Here is a 23,752-nt window from a genome sequence, read left to right as displayed (position 1 = left end):
TCCGATTCAGGCGCAGGATCCTCCCCAGCTTCATTTCCCGCGGCTGTACCTGTGGGTACAGTGGGCGGGGTGGAGACGGTGGAGCGCTTGATTCGGAGTACGCAGGAGTTGTTGTGGGAGCGGGGGTACGTCGGGACCTCGCCGAAGGCTATTCAGCGGGCGGCCGACGCCGGGCAGGGGAGTATGTATCACCACTTCGCGGGGAAGGCGGAGTTGGCGAAGGCTGCTATCGAGCGGTCGGGGGCTGAGCTCAGGGCTGCGGCTGAGGTGCAGTTGGCCGGCGAAGGGTCGGCCAGTGAGCGGATCGCGGGGTATCTCCAGCGGGAGCGGGATGTGCTCAAGGGATGCCGGGTCGGCCGGTTGACCGCGGATCCTGACGTGATTGCGGATCCGATGTTGCGGGCACCGGTTGCGGAGACGTTCGAGTGGTTGCGGACGCGGCTGGCCGAGGTGGTTGCGGAGGGCAAGCGTTCGGGTGAGTACCCGGATTCGCTGGATCCGCAGCGGATCGCGGCGACGGTTGCGGCCGTCCTGCAAGGTGGGTATGTGCTGGCTCGTGCGGCGGGCTCGGTGGAGCCGTTCGAGCTGGCTGTCCAGGGATTGATCGACTTGTTGCCGGAGGCTACGAAGTGAAGATAGGTGCGGTGTTCCCCCAACTCGAGATCGGCGCGGATCCGAAGGTCGTGCGCGACTGGACGACGACCGTGGAGCAGGCCGGGTACAACCATGTGCTCGCCTACGACCACGTGCTCGGCGCGGATCCCACGAACCGTCCGGGCTGGACCGGGTATACCGACAAGTCCTTGTTCCACGAGGTTTTCGTGCTGTTCGGGTACATGGCGGCGATCACCACCGAGCTCGAGCTCGTGACCGGCGTACTGATCCTGCCGCAACGGCAGACGGCGCTGGTGGCTAAGCAGGCCGCTGAGGTCGATGTGCTGTCCAACGGCCGGCTGCGCCTAGGTGTCGGCATCGGGTGGAACCAGGTCGAGTACCAGGCGCTCGGCGTGCCGTTCAAACAGCGTGGGGCACTACTGGAAGAGCAGGTCGACCTCCTGCGCCGGCTGTGGGCCGAGCCGGTGATCTCCTACCAGGGCAGGTACCACGAGGTCGTCGAGGCCGGCCTCAACCCGTTGCCTGGCCGGGAGATCCCGATCTGGTTCGGCGGCAGCGCAGATGCCGTACTGCGACGTACTGGCCGGATCGGCGACGGGTGGATGCCGCAATCACCACCCGACGACCGAGCGAAACAGCAGATCGCAATGATCCGCGAAGCAGCCGAGGCAGCCGGCCGCGATCCGCAATCCATCGGCATCGAGGCAAGACTCACTCTCGCCGCCGTCCCCGAACAGGACCGAGAAGCCTTCGTCGACGGTTGGCGCGACCTCGGCGCCACCCACCTGTGCGTGAACACGATGAACATGGGCTTGGCCACACCACAAGACCACGCCAACGTTCTCGCCGAGGTGCTGCCGAAGCTGGGCTAGTGCCGGTTGGCTGTTGAGCCTCGGATTGCCAGGGGGCAGGGGAGGGTGACGACCTCGGTGGGGCGGTCGGGGTCGGCTATGCGTTGGCGGAGGAGGTCCACGCCGGTTTCGACGATGGTGTGGGTGGGTTGGTCGACCGAGGTGAGGTCGAAGGCTTCCCAGGCGGCCATCTCGGTGTTGTCGAAGCCGATCACCCAGACGTCGTCGGGAACTCGGGCGCCGACCGCGCGGGCGCCGTCGAGGATGCCGAACGCGAGCAGGTCCGTGACGGTGTAGATCGCGGTCGGTGGATTCTTCCGGGACAGGAGCTTCTTCGCGGCGGCGTGGCCGTCGGCGTGCGGTACGCCGACCGTCACCACGTTGCTCGGCTTGATCTTCACGCCGGCGTCGGCGAGTGCCGCGCGGAAACCGAGGTCGCGGTCGCGGGACGTGTTCCCGGTGGGAACGAGCGTGACGAGTCCGATGTCGGTATGGCCGTGGTCGACGAGATACTTCCCCGCGTCGTACGCGCCCTGCCAGTTGTCGCCGACGACCTGGTCGCAGTCGAGCCCGTCGATCCCGCGATGCACCAGCACGGTCGGCGTACCCGAGGCGAGCGCCATCGTGTGCAGCTTCGAGTCGTACGTCGCCGACGTCAGCAGGAACCCGTCGACCAGGCGCTGGTGGAGCACCTCGGCGACCGTCTCCTCCCGATCGTGCTCGATGTTCCACAGGATCATGTGCAGACCGATCGAACTGAGCACGCGCCCGATCTCGTCGAGCAGCTCGGCGTGGAACGGGCTGGTCACGCGCGTCATGAACACACCGATCGTGTCGGTCCGTCCGGTCTTCATCGCGCGCGCCAACGCGTTCGGCGTGTAGTTCGCGTCCTTCAGCACCTGCAGGACCCGCGCCCGGGTCTCCGGGTTGACCTTCGGGTTGTTGGTCAGCACCCGCGAGACCGTCGCCTGCGAAACCCCTGCCAGCCGGGCCAGGTCCCTGCTCGTCGGTGGTCGTGCCATCGACCCCGCCTCCCCTCATCGTCCAAATGCTGAACCCTACTCAAGAGTCTCGCCCCAAGCCGTTGACCACGCCGAAGCCAGTGTGTATACGTATTCATTGTATACGTATTCATCCCTAAGTGGATGGGAGATTCCGGTGCAGACACAACTCTCCAACGTGAGCCGCCGCAGGTTTCTCGCCGGATTGACGGGACTCACGGCCGCCGGAGTACTGGCAGGCTGTGGTGGCAACGGCAATGCAGGTGGTGGTGGGGGCAAGAGCCTCACCTTCCTCAACTGGGAGCAGGTCAAGGGCAACCCGCTGGAGCAGGCGATCCAGGCGTTCGAGAAGGAATCGGGGACCAAGGTCACCATCCAGCCCGCTGTCACCCAGGAGTACGACACCAAGATGCGCACGCTGATCGCGGGCGGCAGTCCGCCGGACGTGATGCGGATCAACGACGACTTCGTCCGCGGCTTCTCCCAGCAGGGAGCGCTGCTGGACCTGAAGCCGTACATCGACAAGGACAAGCTCGACACGTCGCAGTTCGCCAAGGAGACGTTCGACTTCCCGCAACAGCCCGACGGTTCGCACACCGCGTGGGTCCTCGGCTACGAGCCGCGGCTGATCTTCTACAACGTCGATCTGTTCAAGCAGGCCGGAGTGCCGCTGCCGCCGACAACCTGGACGGACGAAGGCTGGACCTGGTCCGACTTCGAAGAGAAGGCCAAGAAGCTCACCGACCCGGCGAAGAAGCAGTACGGCGCGCTGGTCTACCTGGACACCGGCTACGAGCAGACGTTCACGGTGAACCACGGCAGCCAGACGGGCATCTTCTCCAAGGACGGCACGCAGTTCACGCTGTCGGACCCGAAGGAGTCCGAGGCGCTGCAGTGGGCGACCGACCTGACCTGCAAGGACAAGGTGCAGCCGCCGTGGTCCGCGCTGCAGCAGGACAACATCCAGAACCAGATGTTTGCCCAGGGCAAGATCGCGATGATGTTCGCGACCTTCGGCACCGTGCCCTACATGCGGCAGACCGTCAAGGACTTCACCTGGGACGTCGCTCCGCCGCCTGGTGAGGTGGAGCAGAAGACCGAGTCCAGCGTGATCGTGTTCTGCATCCCGAAGAAGGCGAAGAACCCCGATGCGGCCTGGGACCTGCTGAAGTATCTCGCCAGTGAGGAAGGCGGCAAGATCTTGCTGCAGGGCGGCGCGTTCACGCCGATCAACCTCAAGGCGGCGGCCGGGCTGGCGCCGAACGGGAAGGCGCCCGCGCACATCGGGCTGTTCGCCGAGGCCGCGAAGCACCTGACCGCGACCAACCAGACCAAGAACACCATCGGCGCCCGCGAGCTGTACCGGCCCGCGCTGGACACGGCCTACAACTGCGAGAAGCCGGTCGCCGACGTTCTGCAAGGCGTCAAATCACAGGTGGAGAACGCCTTGAAGGGTTGATGTCGATGGCAACCATCACGATGACGCGCGGCACCTCCGACGCCGTCAACACAGCCGACGTACGCCGGGCTCGCCGGAAGCAGAACCTGACCGGCTGGCTGTTCATCAGCCCGATCGTGGTCGGGGTGGTGGCGTTCCAGTTCTTCCCGATCCTGGTCTCGATCGCCGCGTCGCTGACCGACTGGAACGGCATCTCGGCGCCGAAGTTCATCGGCCTGAAGAACTTCAGCGAGATGTTCACCGACGACCCGTTGTTCCTGCAGACGTTCAAGAACACGGTCTACTTCACGCTCGCGAGCATCCCGCTGACGATCGGCATCGGCCTGGTGTTGGCCTTGCTGTGCGCTCGTCCGATCCGCGGCGTCGCCTTCTTCCGGACGGCGTACTTCGCGCCGTACGTGACGAATGTGGTGGCGATCGGGTTCGTCTGGTTCTGGTTCTTCCAGCCGGACAACGGTGTGATCAACGGTCTGCTCAGTCAGGTCGGGATCAACGGCCCGCAATGGCTGTCGAGCTCGAGCTGGGCGATGCCGGCGGTGATCCTGGTCAGCGTCTGGCAGGGCATCGGCTACCCGATGATCATCCTGCTCGCGGGCCTGCAAGGCCTGCCGAACGAGTTCTACGAGTCGGCGAAGATCGACGGCGCCGGGGCATGGCAGCGGCTGCGGTTCATCACGTTGCCGCTGCTGACGCCGCACTTCCTGTTCCTGCTGATCACGCAGTTCATCTCGTCGTTCCAGGTGTTCGGCCTGATCTACGTGATGACCAAGGGCGGGCCCGGCCACGCCACCAGCGTCTACATCTACAACATCTATCAGAACGCGTTCAGCTACGGGAAGGTCGGCTACGCCTCGGCGATGGCATGGATCCTGTTCGTGGTGATCGCGGCCGTCACCTTCCTGCAGTGGAAGCTGCAGAAGAGGTGGGTGTTCTACACATGAGAATCGTCGGAAAGACTTCGCAGTACGTCGTGATGACGTTGTTCGCGGTGGCGTTCCTGACGCCGCTGGTCTGGATGATCAGCGCATCGTTGCGGCCCGAGGCGAAGGTGCTCAGCTCGCCGCCGAAATTCCTGCCCACGGACACGCAGTGGAGCAACTACGGCGAGGTGTTCGACCTGATCCCGGTGTTCCTGTGGAACAGCGTCAAACTCGCCGGGCTGAACGTGATCGGCATTCTGATCGTCGCGTCGATGGCCGGCTACGCGTTCGCGCGGTTGCGGTTCGCCGGCCGGGACATCGCGTTCATGGTGCTGCTCGCCACGTCGATCATCCCCGGTATCGCGTACCTGATCCCGCAGTACATCGTCTTCCAGCACATCGGCTGGGTGGACACGCAGTACCCGCTGTGGGTGCCGAAGGTGCTCACACCGGTGTTCGCGACCTTCCTCATGCGGCAGTCGTTCCTGACCATTCCGAACGAGCTCGAGGACGCCGGGAAGATCGACGGTGCCTCGACGTTCGGGATCTACTGGCGGATCATGCTGCCGCAGACCAAACCGGCGCTCGCCGCGATCGGGGTCTTCACGTTCCTCGAATCGTGGAACGACCTGTTCGGTCCATTGATCTACATCACGTCCGAGAACCTGCAGACGTTGCCGGTGGCACTCGCGCAGTTCCAGGGCGAGTACTTCACCAAGATCAGTCTGCTGATGGCAGGCGCGACGATCTCCGTCGTACCGGTCATCGCCGTCTTCCTTTTCGCCCAGCGCTATTTCATCCAAGGCATCACGATGACAGGAATGAAGGGGTGAGCATCGTGCCCGATCGGGTCGTTGCCATGCAGATCGGAGCCATCTCGTTCGTCGACGAAGGCGTCGACCAGACACTCGACATCCTGGCCGAGCGCGGCGCGGTCAACGCGCTGTTCCTGGCCACACCGACCTGGACCCGGGGAACCGGCGGCCGGCAGATTCCGGGCTACCCGATCCCCGACCACGGCGTCCAGGAGTACGACCTCGGCTGGGTCGGCGGGAACTACGCGACCCCGCATCCGCAGTACTACGGCAACACCGTGCTCGGCGACGTCGGCCGTGCACCCGAGCACCCCGAGCTGGACCTGCTCGGCGAGGTGATCCCGAAGGCCCGCGAGCGCGGCATGAAGTCGTTCGCGTGGATGGAGGAGAGCGGCGGCGCGCGCGAACTGCGCACGTACCCGAACTTCGCCAAGGTGCTCGAGGTCGACGCCTGGGGACGCCCGGGCCGACGGCCGTGTTTCAACAACCCGGACTACCGCAACTGGCACCTCGGGTTCGTCGAGGACTACGTGCAGAGCTACGAGCTCGACGGCCTGGCCTGGTGCTCGGAGCGGCCCGGTCCGCTGAACATGCTGATGCAGGGCACGGTCGACGTGTCCGAGATCGGCTGCTTCTGCCCGCACTGCCGTGCCGTTGCGCGCGAGCGTGGCATCGACGTCAACAAGGCGATGCAGGGATACCGCGAGCTGGTCGAGTGGAACCAGCGGGTCGGCGCGGGCGAGCGGCCGGTGGACGGCGCGTTCGTGACGTTCTGGCGGATCCTGCTCAACTTCCCCGAAGTACTGGCCTGGCAGACGTTGTGGACCGAGAGCCAGCGGCAGCTGTACCGCGACATCTACGGTGTCGCCAAGGCGATCTCGCCCGAGGTACAGGTCGGCTGGCACGTCTACCACAACATCTCCTTCAGCCCGTTCTACCGGGCGGACCAGGACTACACGGAGATGGCGAAGTTCTCGGACTTCATCAAGGTCGTCATCTACAACAACTGCGCCGGCCCGCGGTTCTTCACCTGGGTGAAGAGCATCTGCGGTGCGCTGTTCGCGGACGCGGAGCCCGAGGACGTGTACCCGCTGATGATGAAGCTGCTACAGCTCGACGAGGGTGCGTACGAGAAGCTGCCGCAGACCGGCTTCACCGCGGACTACGTACGCCGGGAGACCGAGCGGGCCGTGGCCGGTGTCGGCGGGCAGAGCGCGATCTACCCGGGCATCGACATCGACATCCCGGTCGGCGTCGCGAAGCAGCGCGGGCTGGAGAAGCCGCGTGACGTCGGCACCAAGATCAACTGGGACGACAACGAGGGCGAGCTGACCGCCTGCACGCGCGAGTCCGTGCGGGACGCGACGCTGGCCGCGTTCGAAGGCGGCGCGGAGGGCGTCGTACTCAGCCGCAAGTACTCCGAGATGCTGCTGGAGAACCTGTCCGGAGCCGGCGACGCGGTCCGGAGTCTCCCGTGAAGCCTTGGTACCAAAGGACTTTGAGGTGGGCGCAGACGAATCTCACCGAGAAGGATCCGGCCCGGTACGACGCCGAGTGGTGGCGGGAGCACTGGCGTCGCACCAAGGTGCAGGGAGTGATCGTCAACGCCGGCGGGATCGTCGCGTACTACCCGAGCAAGTTCGAGCTGCAGCACCGGGCGGAGTACCTCGGTGATCGCGATCTGTACGGCGAGATCGCCAAGCTCGCGCAGGAGGACGGGCTGACGGTGCTGGCCCGGATGGACTCCAACCGGGCGCACCAGCCGTTGTACGACGCGCATCCGGACTGGTTCGCGATCGATGCCGACGGCAACCCTTATCGGGCCGGGAACTTGTACGTCGCCTGCGTCACAGGCCCGTACTACAAGGATTTCCTGACCGGGATCCTCGAGGAGATCATCGAGCGGACTTCGCCGGACGGGCTGACCGACAACAGCTGGAGCGGCCTCGGCCGGGACTCGATCTGCTACTGCCCGAACTGTCGCGACAGCTTCGGGCAGGACCTGCCGACGTCGCCGGACTGGGCCGATCCGGTCTATCGGCAATGGATTCGCTGGAGCTACGACCAGCGGCTCGCGGTCTGGGACCTGAACAACGAGGTGACGCGGCGCGCGGGCGGTCCGGACTGCTTGTGGATCGGGATGAACGGGGGCGAGGTCGTTGCCCAGAGCAAGAGGCTGCGCGACGACGTCGAGATCTGCAAGCGGGCGTCGATCTTCATGCTGGACTCGCAGTGGCGGCACGAGGAGTCCGGGTTCCAGGCGAACGCGGACTCCGGCAAGCGCCTGCACGGGTTGCTCGGCTGGGACACGCTGATCCCGGAGAGCACGGCGATGTACGACGCCGGCGTACCGACGTTCCGGCTCGGGAGTAAGCCCGAGCCGGAGGCACGGATGTGGGCGATCGAGGGGTGGGCCGGCGGGATCCAGCCGTGGTGGCACCACATCGGATCGGTGCATGACGATCGGCGGCAATATGCGACGGCGCAGCCGCTCTTCGAATGGCATGAGGCCAATGAGGAGTTTCTCGTCGATCGCGAGCCGGTTGCTACTGTCGGGCTGTTGTGGAGTCAGCGCAGTGTGGACTTCCACGGCAAGGACGAGCCGGAGACGGTGAGTCAGCTGCCCTACCGTGGGTGGGTGGATGCGCTGGTCCGGGCACGCATCCCGTACTTGCCCACGACTGAGGTTGATGAACGCTTCAAGGTGCTTGTCGTGCCGAACGTGGGTGTGCTGACCGACGAGCAGATCGCCCAGCTGCAGACCTACAGCGGCCGCCTTGTCGTGACCGGGGAATCGGGGCTCTACGACGAGTGGGGCGACCGCCGGGACGACTGGGCGTTGGGTGACCTGCTGGGAGTCCGGCACGCGGGCAAGCGGCTGGGCGATGGGACGGTGAACGACTGGGAGAACTACGACAGCCACAGCTACCTGCGGATCGAGGACCGATCGGTTTTCGACGGCGACACCGACGTACTGCCGTTCGGCGGGCAGCTGGAGGTGGTCGAGGTGGTGGAGGCCGGCAAGCCTGCGCTGACCTGGATCCCGCCGTTCCCGATCTATCCGCCGGAGAAGTCGTGGATGGAGGAGCCGCGCAGCGATACCCCGGCGCTGGTGCTCGGCGAGCGTACGGCGTACCTCGCGGCGGACCTTGATCGGCAGTACGCGAAGCATCACCACCCGGATCACGGCAAGGTGCTCGCGAACCTGGTCCGGCACGACGGCATCCCGCTGCGCGTGGACGGTGCCGGCGTACTGGATTGTCAGCTCTACAAGCAGGGTGACCGGCACATCCTGCACCTGGTCAATCTCGATCAGGGTGGCGCCTGGCGCGGTCGTTTGGAGGAGTTCACGCCCGCGGGACCGTTCACTGTGTCGGTCAGGGTGACCGGGTCGCGAGCGCGACTTCTCGTCTCGGGTGATGAGGTAGAAGTGAAGGAGCAGAACGGCTGGATTACGGTCGAGGTAGACCGGATCACCGATCATGAAGTCCTAGTACTGAGCTAAGGGAGCGCCACGTGTCCATCGACGTCACCGGCCCGATGAACGAGCGGTACGACGAGATTCTCACCGAGCGTGCGCTCGGACTCATCGAGACGTTGCACCGCACGTACGACGGGCGGCGCAAGGAGCTGCTGGAGCGCCGCGAGCAGCGGGTCGCGGAGATCGCGGCCGGGGCGTCGCTGGGGTTCCTGCCGGAGACGAAGGACGTCCGGGACGACCCGGAGTGGCGGGTCGCGCCCGCCGCTCCGGGCCTGGTCGACCGGCGGGTGGAGATCACCGGCCCGACCGACCGCAAGATGACGATCAACGCGCTGAACTCGGGCGCCAAGGTCTGGCTGGCCGACCAGGAGGACGCGAACACGCCCACCTGGGAGAACGTGGTCGGCGGCCAGCTGAACCTTCTCGACGCGATCAGCCGGCGCATCGACTTCAGCACCGACGCGAAGAGCTACGCGCTGAAGCCGGACGAGGAGCTGGCGACGATCGTCGTACGGCCGCGGGGCTGGCACCTGCCGGAGAAGCACATCCAGGTCGACGGGGAGCCGGTCAGCGGCTCGCTGGTCGATTTCGCGCTGTACTTCGCCGCGTGTGCGGAGCTGCAGATCGCGCGCGGGCAAGGACCGTACTTCTACCTGCCGAAGATGGAGTCGCACCTCGAAGCGCGGCTCTGGAACGACGTGTTCGTGACCGCGCAGGACACGATCGGGATCCCGCGCGGGACGATCCGGGCGACCGTGCTGATCGAGACCTACCCGGCCGCGTTCGAGATGGAAGAGATCCTGTACGAACTGCGCGACCACTCCGCCGGGCTGAACGCCGGGCGCTGGGACTACATGTTCAGCGTGATCAAGACGCACCGGACCCGCGGCAAGGACTTCCAGCTGCCGGACCGCAACAGCGTCACGATGACGGTGCCGTTCATGCGCGCGTACACCGAACTGCTCGTGCGGACGTGCCACAAGCGCGGCGCGCACGCGATCGGCGGGATGGCGGCGTTCATCCCGAGCAAGGACCCGGCGGTCAACGAGCAGGCGTTCGCGAAGGTCGAGGCCGACAAGACCCGCGAGGCCGGCGACGGCTTCGACGGCTCGTGGGTCGCGCACCCCGGCATGGTCGAGACCTGCCGGACCGTGTTCGACTCGGTCCTCGGCGACAAGCCGAACCAGCTCGACAAGCTCCGCGAGGACGTTGCTGTGACGGCCGATCAGCTGCTGGACGTCGCCTCCACGCCGGGCGAGGTCACCGAGGCCGGCCTGCGCAACAACGTCAGCGTCGCCGTGCAGTATCTGGCCGCCTGGCTCGAGGGCACCGGCGCCGTCGGCATCTTCAACCTGATGGAGGACGCGGCCACCGCCGAGATCTCCCGCTCGCAGATCTGGCAGTGGCGCCGCAACGAGGTCGTCCTCGACACCGGCGAGACCGTAACCACGGATCTCGTCGAGCGCATCGCAGACGAGGAGATCGACAAGCTCGGCAACCCCGCCCGCTACGAGGCAGCCCGCTCCCTGTTCCTCGAGGTCGCCCTCGCCGACGAGTACATCGACTTCCTGACCCTCCCGGCATACGAACGCTTCAACTGACAAGATCCACCGCCTTTCGGAACCGCGGGGGCTTCCGCCGGGGAAGCCCCCCGCCAGGGAAGCCCCCCGCGTGCTGCGCGGTCGCCTCTCGTCGCTCCGCTCCTCGGCGCGCCCCCTACGCCCGCACCCGCCCGCCCCCCGGCTCATCGCCGGTGCATCCTCTCCGGCTACCGCCGGGATCTTCCGGCTACCGCCGGGATCTTCCGGCTACCGCCGGTGGAAGCCCCGCGTGCTCCGCGGTCGCCTCTCGTCGCTTCGCTGCTCGGCGCGACCGCTCCGCGCGCTCCCCACCCACCCGCCGGCTCATCGCCCGTGCATCCTTCCGGCGGGGATCTCCCCGCTGTCGCGGACGTGCCGGCGTATACCGGGATCATCCGCTATCGCGGGACTTGCGGGCTTTAGCCCACCGGGGGTGTCCTCGCCGCACATCAACTCCAGCCTTGACTTACTCAGAGCTGGCGCGGATTCACTCTGCCTGGTCGGCTTCCTCGTTGTCTGTGTGGCGGCGGCGTACTCGGTTGGTGAGGTGGCTGGAGAGTTTGCCCGTGGTGGATTTGGCTCGGTCGAAGGTCTCGTTGCCGAGGCGTCGGGCGGCATCGACGCCGTCTGCTCCAGCGTCGAAGGCCTTGTCTCGCACCTCCGTGGCTGCCTCCGTCCACCGTCTCGCTTCCAATGACTCCCGACCGCGCTCGATCCCTAGCCGTCCGTGGAACTCCACGACGTTCTGCGCGACATGGTTGCTCGAGTCCACCACCTCCCGGGAGGAGGTCGGGTGGAGCAGCACCTTTGTGTTGGCCGTACCAGCGGCCGCATCCATGCGAGCCATCAGGCGCTCGGTGCTCCGTGAGATGAGATCCAACCGGTTGGTGCGTGCGGCGCGGAGGGCGAGGCGATGCCGGTCCAGTTCGTCCGGAGAGGCGTCCAGGACGCGGTCGAGTTCGAGTATCGCGATCGCGTCCTGCAGCTGGAAACAGCGGGCCAGAACGGCGAGCCATTCCTGAACCTTGGCCTTCGCTTCCTTGGCCGTCTTGGCGAGCTCACCGATCTTGGACTCGCCTTCCATCTTCTCCGCAAGTGCATCGAGTTGACGCAGCGCGTACGCCTGGGTTGATGCGATCGTCAGCGTGGTGGACTGCACCTTCGACCACGTGACCTCTGAGACCCTGCCTACCTGCTCCCGGATGGTCATCGCTTCCTGGAGCACGAAGTCCACGCCGATCAGGTCCGCGAACACGGCATCCTTCTGGGCGCGGAGTACGTCGTCGACTTTCTTGTCGATCGTGGCGAGGTAGTCGGTGATCTCGTCCATAGCTTGCTGCATAGCAAGCTGCGCCATGATCCCCGCCGCACCGGCCAGAAGCGCCGGGTTGGTCAGAAGAGCGCCAGGCCCTTTCACGAACTCGACGAACCCTTTGATCTGGCCGTGGCTCCCCTTCAGGACAGCGGTGTCGAGACCCGTCTTCGAGTTCTTCCTCAGCCCGTGCTTCTCGATAAGCCGCGCGGAGTCCTTGGTGATCTTTAACCAGCGACCCGAGTTGGCCGCAATCTCTGAACCTGCCTGTGCGGCTGCAGCTCCCGTACTGAGGACGGATCCGAGCCGCGGCAGTCCGAGGTCCTTCGATTGCAGTCCCTCCGAGACGAGAAAGCGTTCGACGGCCGCCGGATCCCCGATGACCGCCAACCCTTCGCCGTCACTGATCAGCTGAATCTCGTCATCCATCAGCGGGCTCCTGAAACGTAGGCAGGGACGGCAAGACTACGACAGCTACGTCGATCGGTGACGGCAGAGCACCGGCGAGAGGGGGAGGTGCACGCGGGGACGTCCACATGGCGCTTTCCGCTAGTACGACGTGGTCCGCCGCGCCGAACCATCCGCCGACACCCTTGCACGCACAGACAGCGGACCGGGCCGGTCACAGAAGGTGGTGGCGTTCGGTCTTTACTGGAGAGGACCCGACGTTGGGAGATATCGATGGCAGACGGCAACGACTTCCCCGCGCCAGTGGAGGGACTGCTGGTCACGCACTTCCTGACGGTGCGCGATGTCGCCGTGTCGCGGGAGTTCTACGCGAACATCTTCGGCGGGACGGTCGTGCGCGCCGAGAATCCGGCGACCGTCAAGGTCGCCAACACCTGGATCATCATGAACCCGGGCGGCGGACCGACCTCGGACAAACCCGACGTGACGCTGACCGCGCCTGAGCCGGGTGACCCGGTGTCGGCGTTCCTCAACGTCCGGGTCGCCGACATCGACGCGTTCTACGCGGACGCCGTTGCCAAGGGCGGGCAGTTCCTGACCGCGCCGATCGACCGCCAGGCGGAGGTGCGGTGCTATCTGCGTGACCCCGACGGATACCTCATCGAGATCGGTCAGACGACGGGCCTGCTGTAGGCGGGTCGACGTTGACGGTGGGGATGCCGCCGCCGGCTCGGGCGATGATTGCGAAGGACGGGTCCGAGCTGGGGTTGCTCTCCCGGTGGATGGTGAAGGCGGGGACATGCACGAAGTCCCCGGCGACCGCGTCGAGGTACTCGTCGGTGCCTTCGAACTCGAGGCGGAGTACGCCGCGGACGATGTAGAGGCTGCTCTCGTTCTTGTCGTGGTGGTGCCAGCCGGAGATCGCGCCGGGCTGGGTGATGACCTGGCCGGCCCACAGGATCGGGAGTTCGAAGGCTCGCATCCGGAGCATGCCGTCGGTGGGATCGGCGGCGACGAGGTCGCCGGCCTTGATCACGCGAACAGGTTCAGCCATAGGGTCAGTCTCCTCCGTCCGGCTCAAGTGGGCACGTCGGTGAGTGTGTACGGCATAGGCTGCGGAGATGGCGAGCATTGTGTTGCGAGTTCGGCTCATCAGCGGTGACCAGCTCGACGTCACCTTCGAGGAGCCGCAGGTGGCGGACGACGTTGTGGTCGAGCACGCCATCACAGCACTCTCCGGCGATACCGGCACGCTCCGGTGCAGACACGGCGACCGGCTTCTCGTGCTGTACGCGCGCGGGGTCGCGGCTCTGGAGATCGCTCCACGCGGCGCGGTGCTGTAACCCGGCTCAGCGAGCCAACTGCGGCGCGAGTGCCTTCGCGACGGCGGCGGTTTCGGCGTACACGCCGGGCTTACCGGGCTGGGCGCAACCCTGTCCCCACGAGACGACGCCGAGCAGTCGGCCGTTGAGCACCAGCGGGCCGCCGGAGTCGCCCTGGCAGGCGTCGATCCCACCGTTGAGGTAGCCCGCGCAGACGTTGGTCGCGGCGGCGTACCCGTTGGTGACGTAGCTCTTCACCGCCAGGCAGGTCTTGTCCCCGAGGTCCGGGACCGCCGCCTTCTGTAGCGTGTCGTCCATCCCCGTCCCTTCCGTGTCACCCCACCCGTAGACCGTCGGTACGACGCCGTTGCGGTCCGCCCGCGCCCGCGTCTCCAGCGGCAGCACCGGCACTCCGGTGAACGGCTTCGCCAGCGTCAGTACGGCGAAGTCGTAGCGGTTGTCCTTCGTGTTGTACCCGGGATGGATCCACACCTTGCTGATCGCCGACGTCTGCCCCACGGAGTCGTCAGCGAGATTCGCCCGCCCTTGGACGGCGTAGTACGTCGAGATGTCCTCGTCCATGCAGTGTGCTGCCGTGACGATCTTGTTCGGCTTCACGAGCACGGCGCCGCAGTACCGCCCGCTGGACGACGCGGACTGCGTGTTGTTCAGCGCGATCGCCCACGGCGCCTCGGTGGCACTCGCCAGCGTCCCGCCGACGACGACTGGTTTAGCGCCGGCCGTGACGGCCAGCAGAACCCCGACAACAAGTGCAGCTCGCTTCAACATCTACTACTCCACGTGAGAGAATGATCGCTGCAAGTAAACTCCCACGCCGAGCACAATCGCCCACAGCCCCCACGCCGCGCTCCAGGCAGTCCTGCGGCAGCAGTCACGAAGTGGTCGGTGCCTGCAGGCTGCCGTAGCGCTCCATGCGTTGCCAGCGGAGGCGGGTGCCGGCCAGGGCGGTGAAGACCGACTGGATGACGACCAGGTACATCAGCTGGCGGTAGACGAACTGCTGCAGCGGCAGCGTCCACAGCGGACCGGCACGTTCGCCGTCCAGACGGAACGCGTAGAAACCCATGACCAGTTGCAGGAGCACGAAGCCGAGCCACACGGACAGGACGCGGACCGGGTTGAGGAACACGAGGCCGTAGATCGCGAACACGTCCACTACCGGCGCCAGCAGCGGAAGCAGCACCTGGAAGAGCATCAGGTAGGTCAGCCCGCGTCGCCCGAACTTCCCGGCCGTACCGCGCTGCACCATCGCGCCGCGATGCTTCCACATCGCCTGCAGAGTGCCGTAGCACCAGCGGTACCGCTGCCGCCACAGCGCGCCGAGCGAGGCAGGCGCCTCGGTCCATGCCACCGCGCTCTCCTCGTAGACGACCCGCCACCCGTCCCGGCACAGCGCCATGGTGAGGTCGGTGTCCTCCGCGAGGGTCACGTCGCTCAGCCCACCGATCCGCTCCAGCGCCGTACGGCGGAATCCGCCGACCGCACCGGGAACGGTCGGCATGCATTCGGCCAGGTCGAACAGCCGCCGGTCGAGGTTGAACCCGATCACGTACTCGATGTGCTGCCAGCGGCCGAGCAGGCCGCGCCGGTTGCCGACCTTGGCGTTGCCCGACACCGCCCCGACACCCGGATGCGCGAACGGCTGGACGAGATTCCGGACCGCGTCGGGTTCGAAGACCGTGTCGCCGTCGACCATGACGATCAACTCGTACCGCGCGGCGCGTAGGCCGGTGTTGAGTGCGACCGGCTTGCCCGCGTTCGGCTGCCGGATCACCCGGACCCAGGGCAGGCCCTCGTCCCTGATCAGCGCCTCGACCAGGTCCGCCGTACCGTCGGTCGACCCGTCGTCGACGACGATCACTTCGACCGGATGGTCCGAGGCGACCAGGGACCGGATGGCCGCCTCGATCCCCGCGCTCTCGTTGTACGCCGGAACGATCACGCTGACCGGTTCGGTGACCGGTGGTCCCCAGGTCCAGTCGCGCATCCGGGCGTGCCGCCGCGCTGCGACGACGGTGGTGATCGCACGCAACACGCTCAGCGCGCCGGCGGCGTACAGGAGCCAGGTGAGCAACGACAGGACCGCATCGCTGATCCGCATCACCCAGATCACCGCAAGACCGCGGCCGCGGTCGAGCAGACCGGCATGGCGCGTCGGGTCCGGCAGACCGACCGCATCGCTGACCGTGGCGAACCGGAAGCCACGGGCTTTCAGCCGGGGTAACAGTTTGCTCAGCGCCGCGACGGTCTGGCTGCGGTCGCCTCCCGCGTCGTGCATCAGCAGCACCTGTCCGGCAGTGCTGCGCGGCATCGAGTTGGCGATCACCTGGTCGGTCCCCGGCCGCCGCCAGTCCTCACTGTCCTGGCTGGTCAGGACAGTGAGGTATCCCGCCTGGCGGATCTGCTGCAGCGCGGCCCAGTCGCGATCCGTCAGCGCCCTGGGTTCCGACGAGTACGGCGGACGGAGCAGCGTCGTACTGACCCCGGTGGCGCCGGCGAGGATGAGCTGGCTCTGGCGGAGTTCGAGCGAGCGCCGCCAGCCCGCGGTGGTCGACAGATTCGCGTGGGTGAAGCTGTGGACGGCGATCTGATGGCCTTCGTCGACTATCCGGCGGGCCAGGTCCGGGTGCGCGGCGACCGCCGTACCGACGACGAAGAAGGTCGCGTGGACCTTCTGCGCGCGGAGCAGATCGAGGATCTTGGGCGTCCAGACCGGGTCGGGCCCGTCATCGAACGTGAGCGCGATGGTACGAGCGTGCGGCGACACCGAGCGCGGGGTGCCGGGGCCGGCGTCGATGACCGGTCCACCGGTCACGATCGACCGCGGGACCGTACTGGATCCGCCGGCCGACTTGACCGCGCCGTCGGGCTCCGCGCCGAACATGTGGTGCGTGTAGCCGTTCAGCAGCAGCATGGTGGACAGGCAGACGAGCAGCATCGTCAGCACGATCCAATGCGTGCGGAGCGGGACCTGCTTGGCCCGCCGTGCGACCGGTCTGCTCACGGCTTGTTCGGCGTCTTGGTCCGCCCGGGCGGTGTGGTCGGCTTGTTCCCGTGCGTGGTGGTCGTCGTCGCCGTGGGGGCCGCGGTTGTCGGTGAGTTGGTCCGGCCGGGCGGCGTGGTCGATGCCGTCGGTGCCGTCGTCGGGGCGACGGTCAGAGTCGGAGGCGCAACGGTCCCCGGCGGGACGACGGGCGTGGAGGCCCCGGTCGTCGGGACGCTCGTCGGAGCGCCGGTCGGGGTCGTGGAGTCGGTGGTCGACGACGGCTGCGTCGAGGAACTCTCGGTCGGTCCGTCACCTGGTGTCACGGTCTGGTTGCCGGTCGGCCGCGGAGTCTGACCTGCGGCCTCGGCAGGTGGTGTGGCCGGGCGGTGCTGAGTCTTGGCGGCCTCGGGGAGCGGGATCAGCGGCGTGTCCAGGCGCGGTCCGCCGAGAAGGCTACTGCCCATGAGGATGAGGTAACCGACGGTAGGCACCGCGAGGAGTGCGCCGGTTCTGCGGATGGTACGGCGGCGTCGCCCGGTCGAATCGAGGAAAACGGGCCGCCGAGCGGAAGGCGGTCTCACAAGCGCGAGAGCTTAACCGAGTCGAGACAGTTTTGGGACGTTCGGCCTATTGCAGCTTGCTGCAACTGTCTGCGTATCGAACTCTGGGCGGAAATCACCCCGCGATGCCGCGTCTGGGGGTGGAGGTGGCTACTGTCGTCAGGTGCAGAAATGGCCTGGTCGTCCTTACCCTCTCGGCGCCACGTACGACGGCGCCGGGACGAACTTCGCGCTCTTCTCGGAGGTTGCTGAACGAGTAGATCTGGCGCTGATCGGTGACGACGGCGCCGAACAGCTGGTGCCGCTGACCGAGGTGGACGGCTTCGTGCACCACGCGTACCTGCCGGCAGTGCAGCCTGGGCAGCGGTACGGCTTCCGTGTGCACGGGCCGTACAACCCGGCCGAGGGGCACCGCTGCAACCCGTCCAAGCTGCTCCTGGACCCCTACGCCAAGGCGATCGAGGGGCAGATCGACAGCGACGAGTCGCTGTTCAGCTACCGGTTCGAGAAGCCGGACGAGCTGAACACGATGGACAACAGCGGGCACACCATGCACTCCGTGGTGACCAACCCGTTCTTCGACTGGGGCAACGACCGCCCACCGGGCCACGCGTACCACGAGACCGTCATCTACGAGGCGCACGTCAAGGGCCTGACCAAGACCCACCCGGGTCTCCCGGAGGACATCCGCGGGACGTACGCCGGTATCGGTCACCCCGCCACGATCGAGCACCTCAAGGAGCTCGGGGTCTCGGCGATCGAGCTGATGCCGGTGCACCAGTTCGCCCAGGACGGGACGCTGCAGGAGCGTGGTCTGTCCAACTACTGGGGCTACAACACGATCGGCTTCTTCGCGCCGCACAACGCCTACTCCTCGACCGGCATGCTCGGCCAGCAGGTGACCGAGTTCAAGGCGATGGTGAAGGCGCTGCACGAGGCGGACATCGAGGTCATCCTCGACGTGGTCTACAACCACACTGCTGAGGGAAACGAGTTCGGTCCGACGCTGTCGTTCAAGGGCATCGACAACGCGGCGTACTACCGGCTCGTGGACGAGGACAAGCGGCACTACTACGACACCACCGGCACCGGCAACAGCCTGCTGATGCGGCACCCGCACGTGCTGCAGCTGATCATGGACTCGCTGCGCTACTGGGTCACGGAGATGCACGTCGACGGCTTCCGCTTCGATCTCGCGGCCACCCTGGCCCGTCAGTTCCACGAGGTCGATCGCCTGTCGGCGTTCTTCGACCTGGTCCAGCAGGACCCGGTGGTGAGTCAGGTGAAGCTGATCGCCGAGCCGTGGGACGTCGGCGACGGTGGCTACCAGGTGGGCAACTTCCCGCCGCTGTGGACCGAGTGGAACGGGAAGTTCCGCGATACGGTGCGCGACTTCTGGCGTGGTGAGCAGTACACGCTGGCCGAGTTCGCGTCCCGCCTGACCGGCTCGTCGGACCTCTACCAGGACGACAGTCGCCGGCCGCTGGCCAGCATCAACTTCGTCACCGCCCACGACGGGTTCACGCTGCACGACCTGGTCTCGTACAACGAGAAGCACAACGAGGCGAACGGCGAGGGCGGCAACGACGGCGAGAGCCACAACCGCTCCTGGAACTGCGGCGTCGAGGGCCCGACCGACGATCCCGAGGTACTGCGACTGCGGGCCAACCAGCAGCGCAACTTCCTCACCACGCTGCTGATCTCGCAGGGCGTGCCGATGATCGCTCACGGCGACGAGCTCGGCCGGACGCAGCAGGGCAACAACAACGTGTACTGCCAGGACAACGAGCTCTCCTGGGTCAACTGGGAGCTGACCGAACCGCAGAAGCACCTGCTCGAGTTCACCCGCTCCGTCGTCCGGCTGCGCAACAACCACCCGGTGCTGCGTCGCCGCCGGTTCTTCCACGGCGACACCGGCGTCGACGGGCTCGGTGACCTGGTCTGGTTCACGCCGAAGGGCACCGAGATGCAGGACGGAGACTGGCAGCAGAACGACGCTCGCGCGATCGGGGTCTTCCTGAACGGCGACGCGATCTCCGAGCCGGATCCCCGCGGCGAGCCGGTGGTCGACGACTCGTTCCTGATCCTGATGAACAGCAACTACGAGCCCGTCGACTTCCTCCTTCCGCCGGAGGAGTACGGCGAGAGCTGGACGGTGGCTGTGGACACGACGAAGGCGACCGGCGGAGTGACCACCGAACCGTACGTGGCCGGCAACACCATCCAGCTGGAGGCGCGCAGCACCCTGGTCCTGACCCGCCCGAGGCAGGCCGCCGGATGAGGGGGGTCCCACAGGCCACCTACCGGTTTCAGCTCCGCGCGGAGTTCGGCTTCGACGACGCCGCGACGGTAGTCCCGTACCTGGAGAGCCTCGGGATCTCCCACGCGTACCTGTCCCCGATCCTCCAGGCGGCGCCCGGTTCCGCGCACGGGTACGACGTGGTGGACCACAGCCGGCTGTCCGAGCCGATGGGCGGCCGGCCGGCGTTCGAGCGGTTGTCGGCCCGGTTGGCCGAGAGCCGTATGGGCGCGATCGCGGACGTCGTGCCGAACCATGTCGCCGTACCGACTCCGGCCAGCTTGAACAAGGCGCTCTGGTCGGTACTGCGGCTCGGCCCGGGTTCGCAGTACGCGGAGTGGTTCGATGTCGACTGGGGTTCGGGCAACCAGCCGCTGTTGATGGCGGTGCTGGGTCAGCGGATCGGCAAGGTGCTGGCCGACGGTGAGCTGTCCGTCGAGGACGGCGTACTGCGGTACTACGACCACGAGTACCCGCTCCGCCCGGGGACCGAGGACCTGCCGATCGCTGAGCTGGTCACCGAGCAGTGGTACCGCCTCGCGCACTGGCGGGTCGCCGACGAGGAGCTGAACTACCGGCGCTTCTTCGACGTCGACACCCTCGCTGCGATCCGTCAGGAGACGCAGGAGGTCTTCGACGCGACCCACCAGCTCCTGCTGGCATTGCTGAACGAAGGCAAGCTCAACGGCTTCCGCATCGACCATCCGGACGGTCTGGCCGATCCGCGCGGCTATCTGCGTCGACTGGCCGAACGCACCGGCGGCGCGTGGGTAGTAGTGGAGAAGATCCTCGAGGGCGACGAAGAGCTCCCGCGCGACTGGCCCTGCGCCGGTACGACCGGGTACGACGCTCTCCTGCGCGTCGGAGGTCTGTTCGTCGACCCCTCCGGTGCCGCACCACTCACCGCCCTGCACTCCGAGCTCACTGGCGCTCCAGCTGACTTCGCGCCGATCGTCGAGGAGGCGAAGCGCGAGATCGTCCAGCACGGGCAGTACGCCGAGGTGCATCGTCTCGTCGAGCTGCTCGCGCGCATCTGCCAGGACGACGTACGGCTGCGTGATCACACCCGGCGCGCGTTCCACGAGGTCGTGGCTGAGTTGCTGGTGCAGTTCGACGTCTACCGCGCGTACGTCGTACCGGGGGAGGAGCCGTCACCGACCGCAGTGGCTGCGATGGAGCGGGCAGCGGAGAAGGCACGCAGCAATCTCGACGAGGACCGGCAGGCCACGCTCGACCTCGTGCTGCACCTCCTGCTCGGCCGGGAGACCAGCACGATCGACGAGCGCGCGCGGGCCGAGCTGATCGTGCGCTTCCAGCAGACCTGTGGTCCGGTGATGGCGAAAGGCGTCGAGGACACCGCGTTCTACCGGTGGTTCCGGCTGACGTCGCTGAACGAGGTCGGTGGGGATCCGGAGCACTTCGGCGTCACGCCGGAGGAGTTCCACGCGTACGCGACCCAGCTGAACAAGAACTGGCCGAAGACGATGACCACGCTGTCGACTCACGACACGAAGCGCTCCGAGGACGTGCGTGCGCGACTCGGCGTCCTGTCCGAGCAGCCCGCCGCGTGGTCCGAGGCAGTCCGCGAATGGCGTCGCCTGTCGGAGGACCACCGCAGTCCCCTGCTGGACGGCAGCACGGAGTACCTGTTCTGGCAGACCCTCTTCGGCACCTGGGACGACGGACCGCTCGCTGAGGACCGCATGCAGGCCTACCTGCTCAAGGCGATCCGCGAGGCGAAGCGCAACACATCCTGGACCTCACCGGACGAGGAGTACGAGCAAACGGTCGCTGCCTTCGTCAGCGGTGTCCTGCACGACGAGAGCGTGCTCGACTCCGTACGCCGCTTCGCCGACGACCAGACCGGCTACATCAGGGCAGCCACCCTCGGGCAGAAGCTCGTGCAGCTCACGATGCCCGGCGTACCGGATGTCTACCAGGGCACCGAGCTGGTGGACCTGTCCTTGGTCGACCCGGACAACCGGCGGCCGGTGGACTACCAGCGACGCATCGAGAGGCTGCAGCACCTGGATGGTGGTGGCAAGCCGGAGGACCTGTCCGACGAGAAGCTGCTGATCACCTCACGTGCCCTGCGCCTCCGCCGGCAGTACCCGGAGGCCTTCGCCGGCAGCTACACGCCGCTCCCGACCTCCAACGGGCATGCGGTCGCCTTCGCGCGTGGCGACGCGGTCATCACCGTGGCGACCAGACTGCCGGCCGCACTGCAGCGTCTCGGTGGCTGGGGTGACAGCACGGTCGTGCTGCCGAGCGGGCAGTGGAAGAACGTGCTGACCGGTCGCGAGGTCGGCAGTGGTGCTGCCAGAATCGAAGACCTGCTGACAGACCTTCCAGTGGCCCTGCTGGTCAGGAGCTGACATGCACAACTTCCGCGTCTGGGTGCCTGAGGCAACCAACGTCGACCTGGTCCTGCGTGACGGCGTGCTGCCGATGCGCTTCGCGCCGGACGGCTGGTGGGAACGGCACGTCGTCGAGGCCCATCACGGCACCGACTACGCGTACTCCGTCGACGGCAGCGACCCGATGCCCGATCCACGCAGCCCGTGGCAGCCGGACGGCGTCCACGGGTTCAGCCGGGTCTTCGAGCCGGACCGTTTCGAGTGGACCGACGACAACTGGACCGGTCGCGACGTCCGCGGGTCCGTCTTCTACGAGCTGCACCTGGGCACCTTCACCGCAGACGGCACGCTGGACGCGGCCGCAGAGCACCTGGACTACCTGGCCGTGCTGGGCGTGGAGGTCGTCTCGCTGCTACCGGTCGCCGCGTTCCCCGGCGTACAAGGCTGGGGGTACGACGGTGTGGACCTCTACGCCGTCCACGAGCCGTACGGGGGACCGGAGGCATTGCAGCGGTTCGTCAACCAGTGTCACGAGGCTGGACTGGCCGTTTGTCTGGACGTCGTCTACAACCACCTCGGCCCGAGCGGGAACTACCTCGCCAACTTCGGTCCGTACTTCACCAACCGCCACTCGACGCCATGGGGTCCGGCGGTCAACCTCGACGACACAGGCAGCACAGAGGTACGCCGGTGGATCTGCGACAACGCACTCCGCTGGTTCCGCGACTTCCACCTCGACGCGCTGCGACTGGACGCCGTACACGCGCTGGTCGACGACAGCCCGAAGCATCTGCTCCAGCAACTGTCGGACGAGACCGCGGAGCTCTCGCAGGAGCTCGGACGACCGCTCGGCCTGGTAGCCGAGTCCGACCTCAACGATCCGCGCACTGTCGAGCCGGTGTCCAAGGGCGGCATGGGCATGACCGCACAGTGGAGCGACGACTTCCACCACGCCCTGCACTCGCTGCTGACCGGCGAGCGCTTCGGGTACTACGTGGACTTCGGCGACCCGGCGGTGTTCGCGAAGACGCTGACGCGGGTGTTCATGCACGACGGGACGTACTCGACGTTCCGCGGCAAGAACTGGGGACATCCGGTCGATCCGCAGAAGGAACACGGCGGTCAGTTCCTCGTCTACACGTCGAACCACGACCAGATCGGCAACCGGGCTCTCGGTGACCGGCCGGCGCTCACGCCGGGGCAGCTCGCCATCGGCGCCGCGCTGGTCCTGACGTCGCCGTACACCCCGATGCTGTTCATGGGCGAGGAGTGGGGCGCCTCGACACCGTGGCGGTTCTTCACCGACTTCGGTGAGCCGGAGCTGGCCGAGGCGGTCCGGACCGGGCGCCGGCGGGAGTTCGCCGAGTTCGGCTGGGACGCCGACGAGATCCCGGACCCGCAGGATCCGCAGACCTGGCGCAGCTCGGTCCTAGATTGGTCGGAGCCGGACGAGTCACCGCATCGCGAGGTGCTGATGTGGTACCGGCACCTGCTCACCTTCCGGGCCCGGATGCCGGAGCTGCGCGACGACCGGCTCGAGTCCGTCGGGATCTCGTTCGACCCCGCCGGGGCCTGGCTCGTGGTGACGCGCGGCAGCCTGCGGGTAGTGGCGAACCTGTCCGCCGACGACGCGATCGTGCCGGTGGACGTGCCCCCGGAGTACCTGGTGATGTCGTTCGGAGCGGCCGAACTGGCCGAGGGCGGCCTGTGGTTGCCCGGTCACGGCGTCGCGATCGTCTCCGTCTGAGACTTTCCAACGCTGCAC

Annotated in this window: 19 protein-coding genes; 13 read left to right on the top strand and 6 right to left on the bottom strand. The window is 66.9% G+C overall.

What is annotated here, in order from left to right; translation table 11 throughout:
- Positions 1-69 precede the first annotated feature (69 nt).
- On the top strand, positions 70-633 hold the full coding sequence (locus tag AB0J62_RS35025) for a TetR/AcrR family transcriptional regulator (protein ID WP_363880738.1): 564 nt from the start codon (positions 70-72) through the stop codon (positions 631-633).
- The gene (locus tag AB0J62_RS35020) at positions 630-1,487 is read left to right on the top strand and encodes an LLM class F420-dependent oxidoreductase (RefSeq protein WP_363880735.1); all 858 of its coding nucleotides are present in this window, start codon (positions 630-632) and stop codon (positions 1,485-1,487) included. Before AB0J62_RS35025 ends, AB0J62_RS35020 begins: the two co-directional genes overlap by 4 nt.
- Here the strand turns inward: AB0J62_RS35020 and AB0J62_RS35015 are convergent.
- Complete coding sequence (locus tag AB0J62_RS35015; RefSeq protein ID WP_363880732.1) at positions 1,484-2,488, bottom strand: LacI family DNA-binding transcriptional regulator; 1,005 nt, start codon at positions 2,486-2,488, stop codon at positions 1,484-1,486. The genes AB0J62_RS35020 and AB0J62_RS35015 overlap by 4 nt on opposite strands.
- Before the next feature lie 136 nt (positions 2,489-2,624).
- Here AB0J62_RS35015 and AB0J62_RS35010 point away from each other — a divergent pair, with 136 nt between their 5' ends.
- From AB0J62_RS35010 to aceB, 6 genes are read left to right on the top strand one after another with little or no spacing between them, the layout of a single operon-like run.
- Positions 2,625-3,926 carry a sugar ABC transporter substrate-binding protein gene (locus AB0J62_RS35010; RefSeq protein WP_363880729.1) on the top strand — a complete coding sequence of 434 codons (1,302 nt, stop codon included), beginning with the start codon at positions 2,625-2,627 and terminating at the stop codon, positions 3,924-3,926.
- A 5-nt stretch (positions 3,927-3,931) separates the two neighbouring features.
- On the top strand, positions 3,932-4,867 hold the full coding sequence (locus AB0J62_RS35005; protein ID WP_363880726.1) for a sugar ABC transporter permease: 936 nt from the start codon (positions 3,932-3,934) through the stop codon (positions 4,865-4,867).
- A complete protein-coding gene (locus AB0J62_RS35000) occupies positions 4,864-5,679 on the top strand; it encodes a carbohydrate ABC transporter permease (RefSeq protein ID WP_363880723.1) in 816 nt (271 codons plus the stop codon). The genes AB0J62_RS35005 and AB0J62_RS35000 overlap by 4 nt, the downstream gene beginning before the upstream one ends.
- Entirely contained in the window at positions 5,676-7,139 is a 1,464-nt protein-coding gene (locus AB0J62_RS34995) for a hypothetical protein (RefSeq protein ID WP_363880719.1), read from the top strand. Before AB0J62_RS35000 ends, AB0J62_RS34995 begins: the two co-directional genes overlap by 4 nt.
- Before the next feature lie 20 nt (positions 7,140-7,159).
- Positions 7,160-9,166 (top strand): alpha-amylase family protein, encoded by a 2,007-nt coding sequence (locus tag AB0J62_RS34990; protein ID WP_363880716.1) that lies wholly within the window; start codon positions 7,160-7,162, stop codon positions 9,164-9,166.
- A gap of 11 nt (positions 9,167-9,177) precedes the next feature.
- The gene (gene aceB / locus AB0J62_RS34985) at positions 9,178-10,743 is read left to right on the top strand and encodes a malate synthase A (protein WP_363880713.1); all 1,566 of its coding nucleotides are present in this window, start codon (positions 9,178-9,180) and stop codon (positions 10,741-10,743) included.
- Between the two features lie 466 nt (positions 10,744-11,209).
- Here the strand turns inward: aceB and AB0J62_RS34980 are convergent, their stop codons facing one another.
- The gene (locus tag AB0J62_RS34980; protein WP_363880710.1) at positions 11,210-12,463 is read right to left on the bottom strand and encodes a hypothetical protein; all 1,254 of its coding nucleotides are present in this window, start codon (positions 12,461-12,463) and stop codon (positions 11,210-11,212) included.
- 252 nt (positions 12,464-12,715) lie between these two features.
- On the opposite strand from AB0J62_RS34980, the gene AB0J62_RS34975 reads away from it, so the two are divergent.
- Positions 12,716-13,135, top strand: a complete 420-nt coding sequence (locus AB0J62_RS34975) for a VOC family protein (protein WP_363880706.1) — start codon at positions 12,716-12,718, stop codon at positions 13,133-13,135.
- Here AB0J62_RS34975 and AB0J62_RS34970 read toward each other — a convergent pair.
- Positions 13,101-13,496, bottom strand: a complete 396-nt coding sequence (locus AB0J62_RS34970) for a cupin domain-containing protein (RefSeq protein WP_363880703.1) — start codon at positions 13,494-13,496, stop codon at positions 13,101-13,103. The genes AB0J62_RS34975 and AB0J62_RS34970 overlap by 35 nt on opposite strands.
- Before the next feature lie 67 nt (positions 13,497-13,563).
- Between AB0J62_RS34970 and AB0J62_RS34965 the strand changes: the two genes are divergently transcribed.
- A complete protein-coding gene (locus AB0J62_RS34965; RefSeq protein ID WP_363880700.1) occupies positions 13,564-13,785 on the top strand; it encodes a hypothetical protein in 222 nt (73 codons plus the stop codon).
- Between the two features lie 6 nt (positions 13,786-13,791).
- On the opposite strand, the gene AB0J62_RS34960 is transcribed toward AB0J62_RS34965, so the two are convergent.
- The 3 genes from AB0J62_RS34960 to AB0J62_RS34950 form a co-directional block, all read right to left on the bottom strand.
- Positions 13,792-14,553, bottom strand: coding sequence for a serine protease (locus tag AB0J62_RS34960; protein ID WP_363880697.1), 762 nt, complete (start codon positions 14,551-14,553; stop codon positions 13,792-13,794).
- 103 nt (positions 14,554-14,656) lie between these two features.
- The gene (locus tag AB0J62_RS34955) at positions 14,657-16,789 is read right to left on the bottom strand and encodes a glycosyltransferase (RefSeq protein WP_363880694.1); all 2,133 of its coding nucleotides are present in this window, start codon (positions 16,787-16,789) and stop codon (positions 14,657-14,659) included.
- On the bottom strand, positions 16,786-17,235 hold the full coding sequence (locus tag AB0J62_RS34950; protein WP_363880691.1) for a hypothetical protein: 450 nt from the start codon (positions 17,233-17,235) through the stop codon (positions 16,786-16,788). The genes AB0J62_RS34955 and AB0J62_RS34950 overlap by 4 nt, the downstream gene beginning before the upstream one ends.
- Before the next feature lie 259 nt (positions 17,236-17,494).
- On the opposite strand from AB0J62_RS34950, the gene glgX reads away from it, so the two are divergent.
- From glgX to treZ, 3 genes are read left to right on the top strand one after another with little or no spacing between them, the layout of a single operon-like run.
- Positions 17,495-19,612 carry a glycogen debranching protein GlgX gene (gene glgX, locus AB0J62_RS34945; RefSeq protein ID WP_363880688.1) on the top strand — a complete coding sequence of 706 codons (2,118 nt, stop codon included), beginning with the start codon at positions 17,495-17,497 and terminating at the stop codon, positions 19,610-19,612.
- Complete coding sequence (treY, locus tag AB0J62_RS34940) at positions 19,609-22,005, top strand: malto-oligosyltrehalose synthase (protein ID WP_363880685.1); 2,397 nt, start codon at positions 19,609-19,611, stop codon at positions 22,003-22,005. Before glgX ends, treY begins: the two co-directional genes overlap by 4 nt.
- A 1-nt stretch (position 22,006) precedes the next feature.
- On the top strand, positions 22,007-23,734 hold the full coding sequence (gene treZ, locus AB0J62_RS34935; protein WP_363880682.1) for a malto-oligosyltrehalose trehalohydrolase: 1,728 nt from the start codon (positions 22,007-22,009) through the stop codon (positions 23,732-23,734).
- Positions 23,735-23,752 lie beyond the last annotated feature (18 nt).

The sequence above is a fragment of the Kribbella sp. NPDC049584 genome (assembly GCF_040675555.1).
In the GTDB taxonomy this organism is placed as follows: Bacteria; Actinomycetota; Actinomycetes; order Propionibacteriales; family Kribbellaceae; genus Kribbella.
This window is presented reverse-complemented; position numbering and strand designations above follow the sequence as displayed.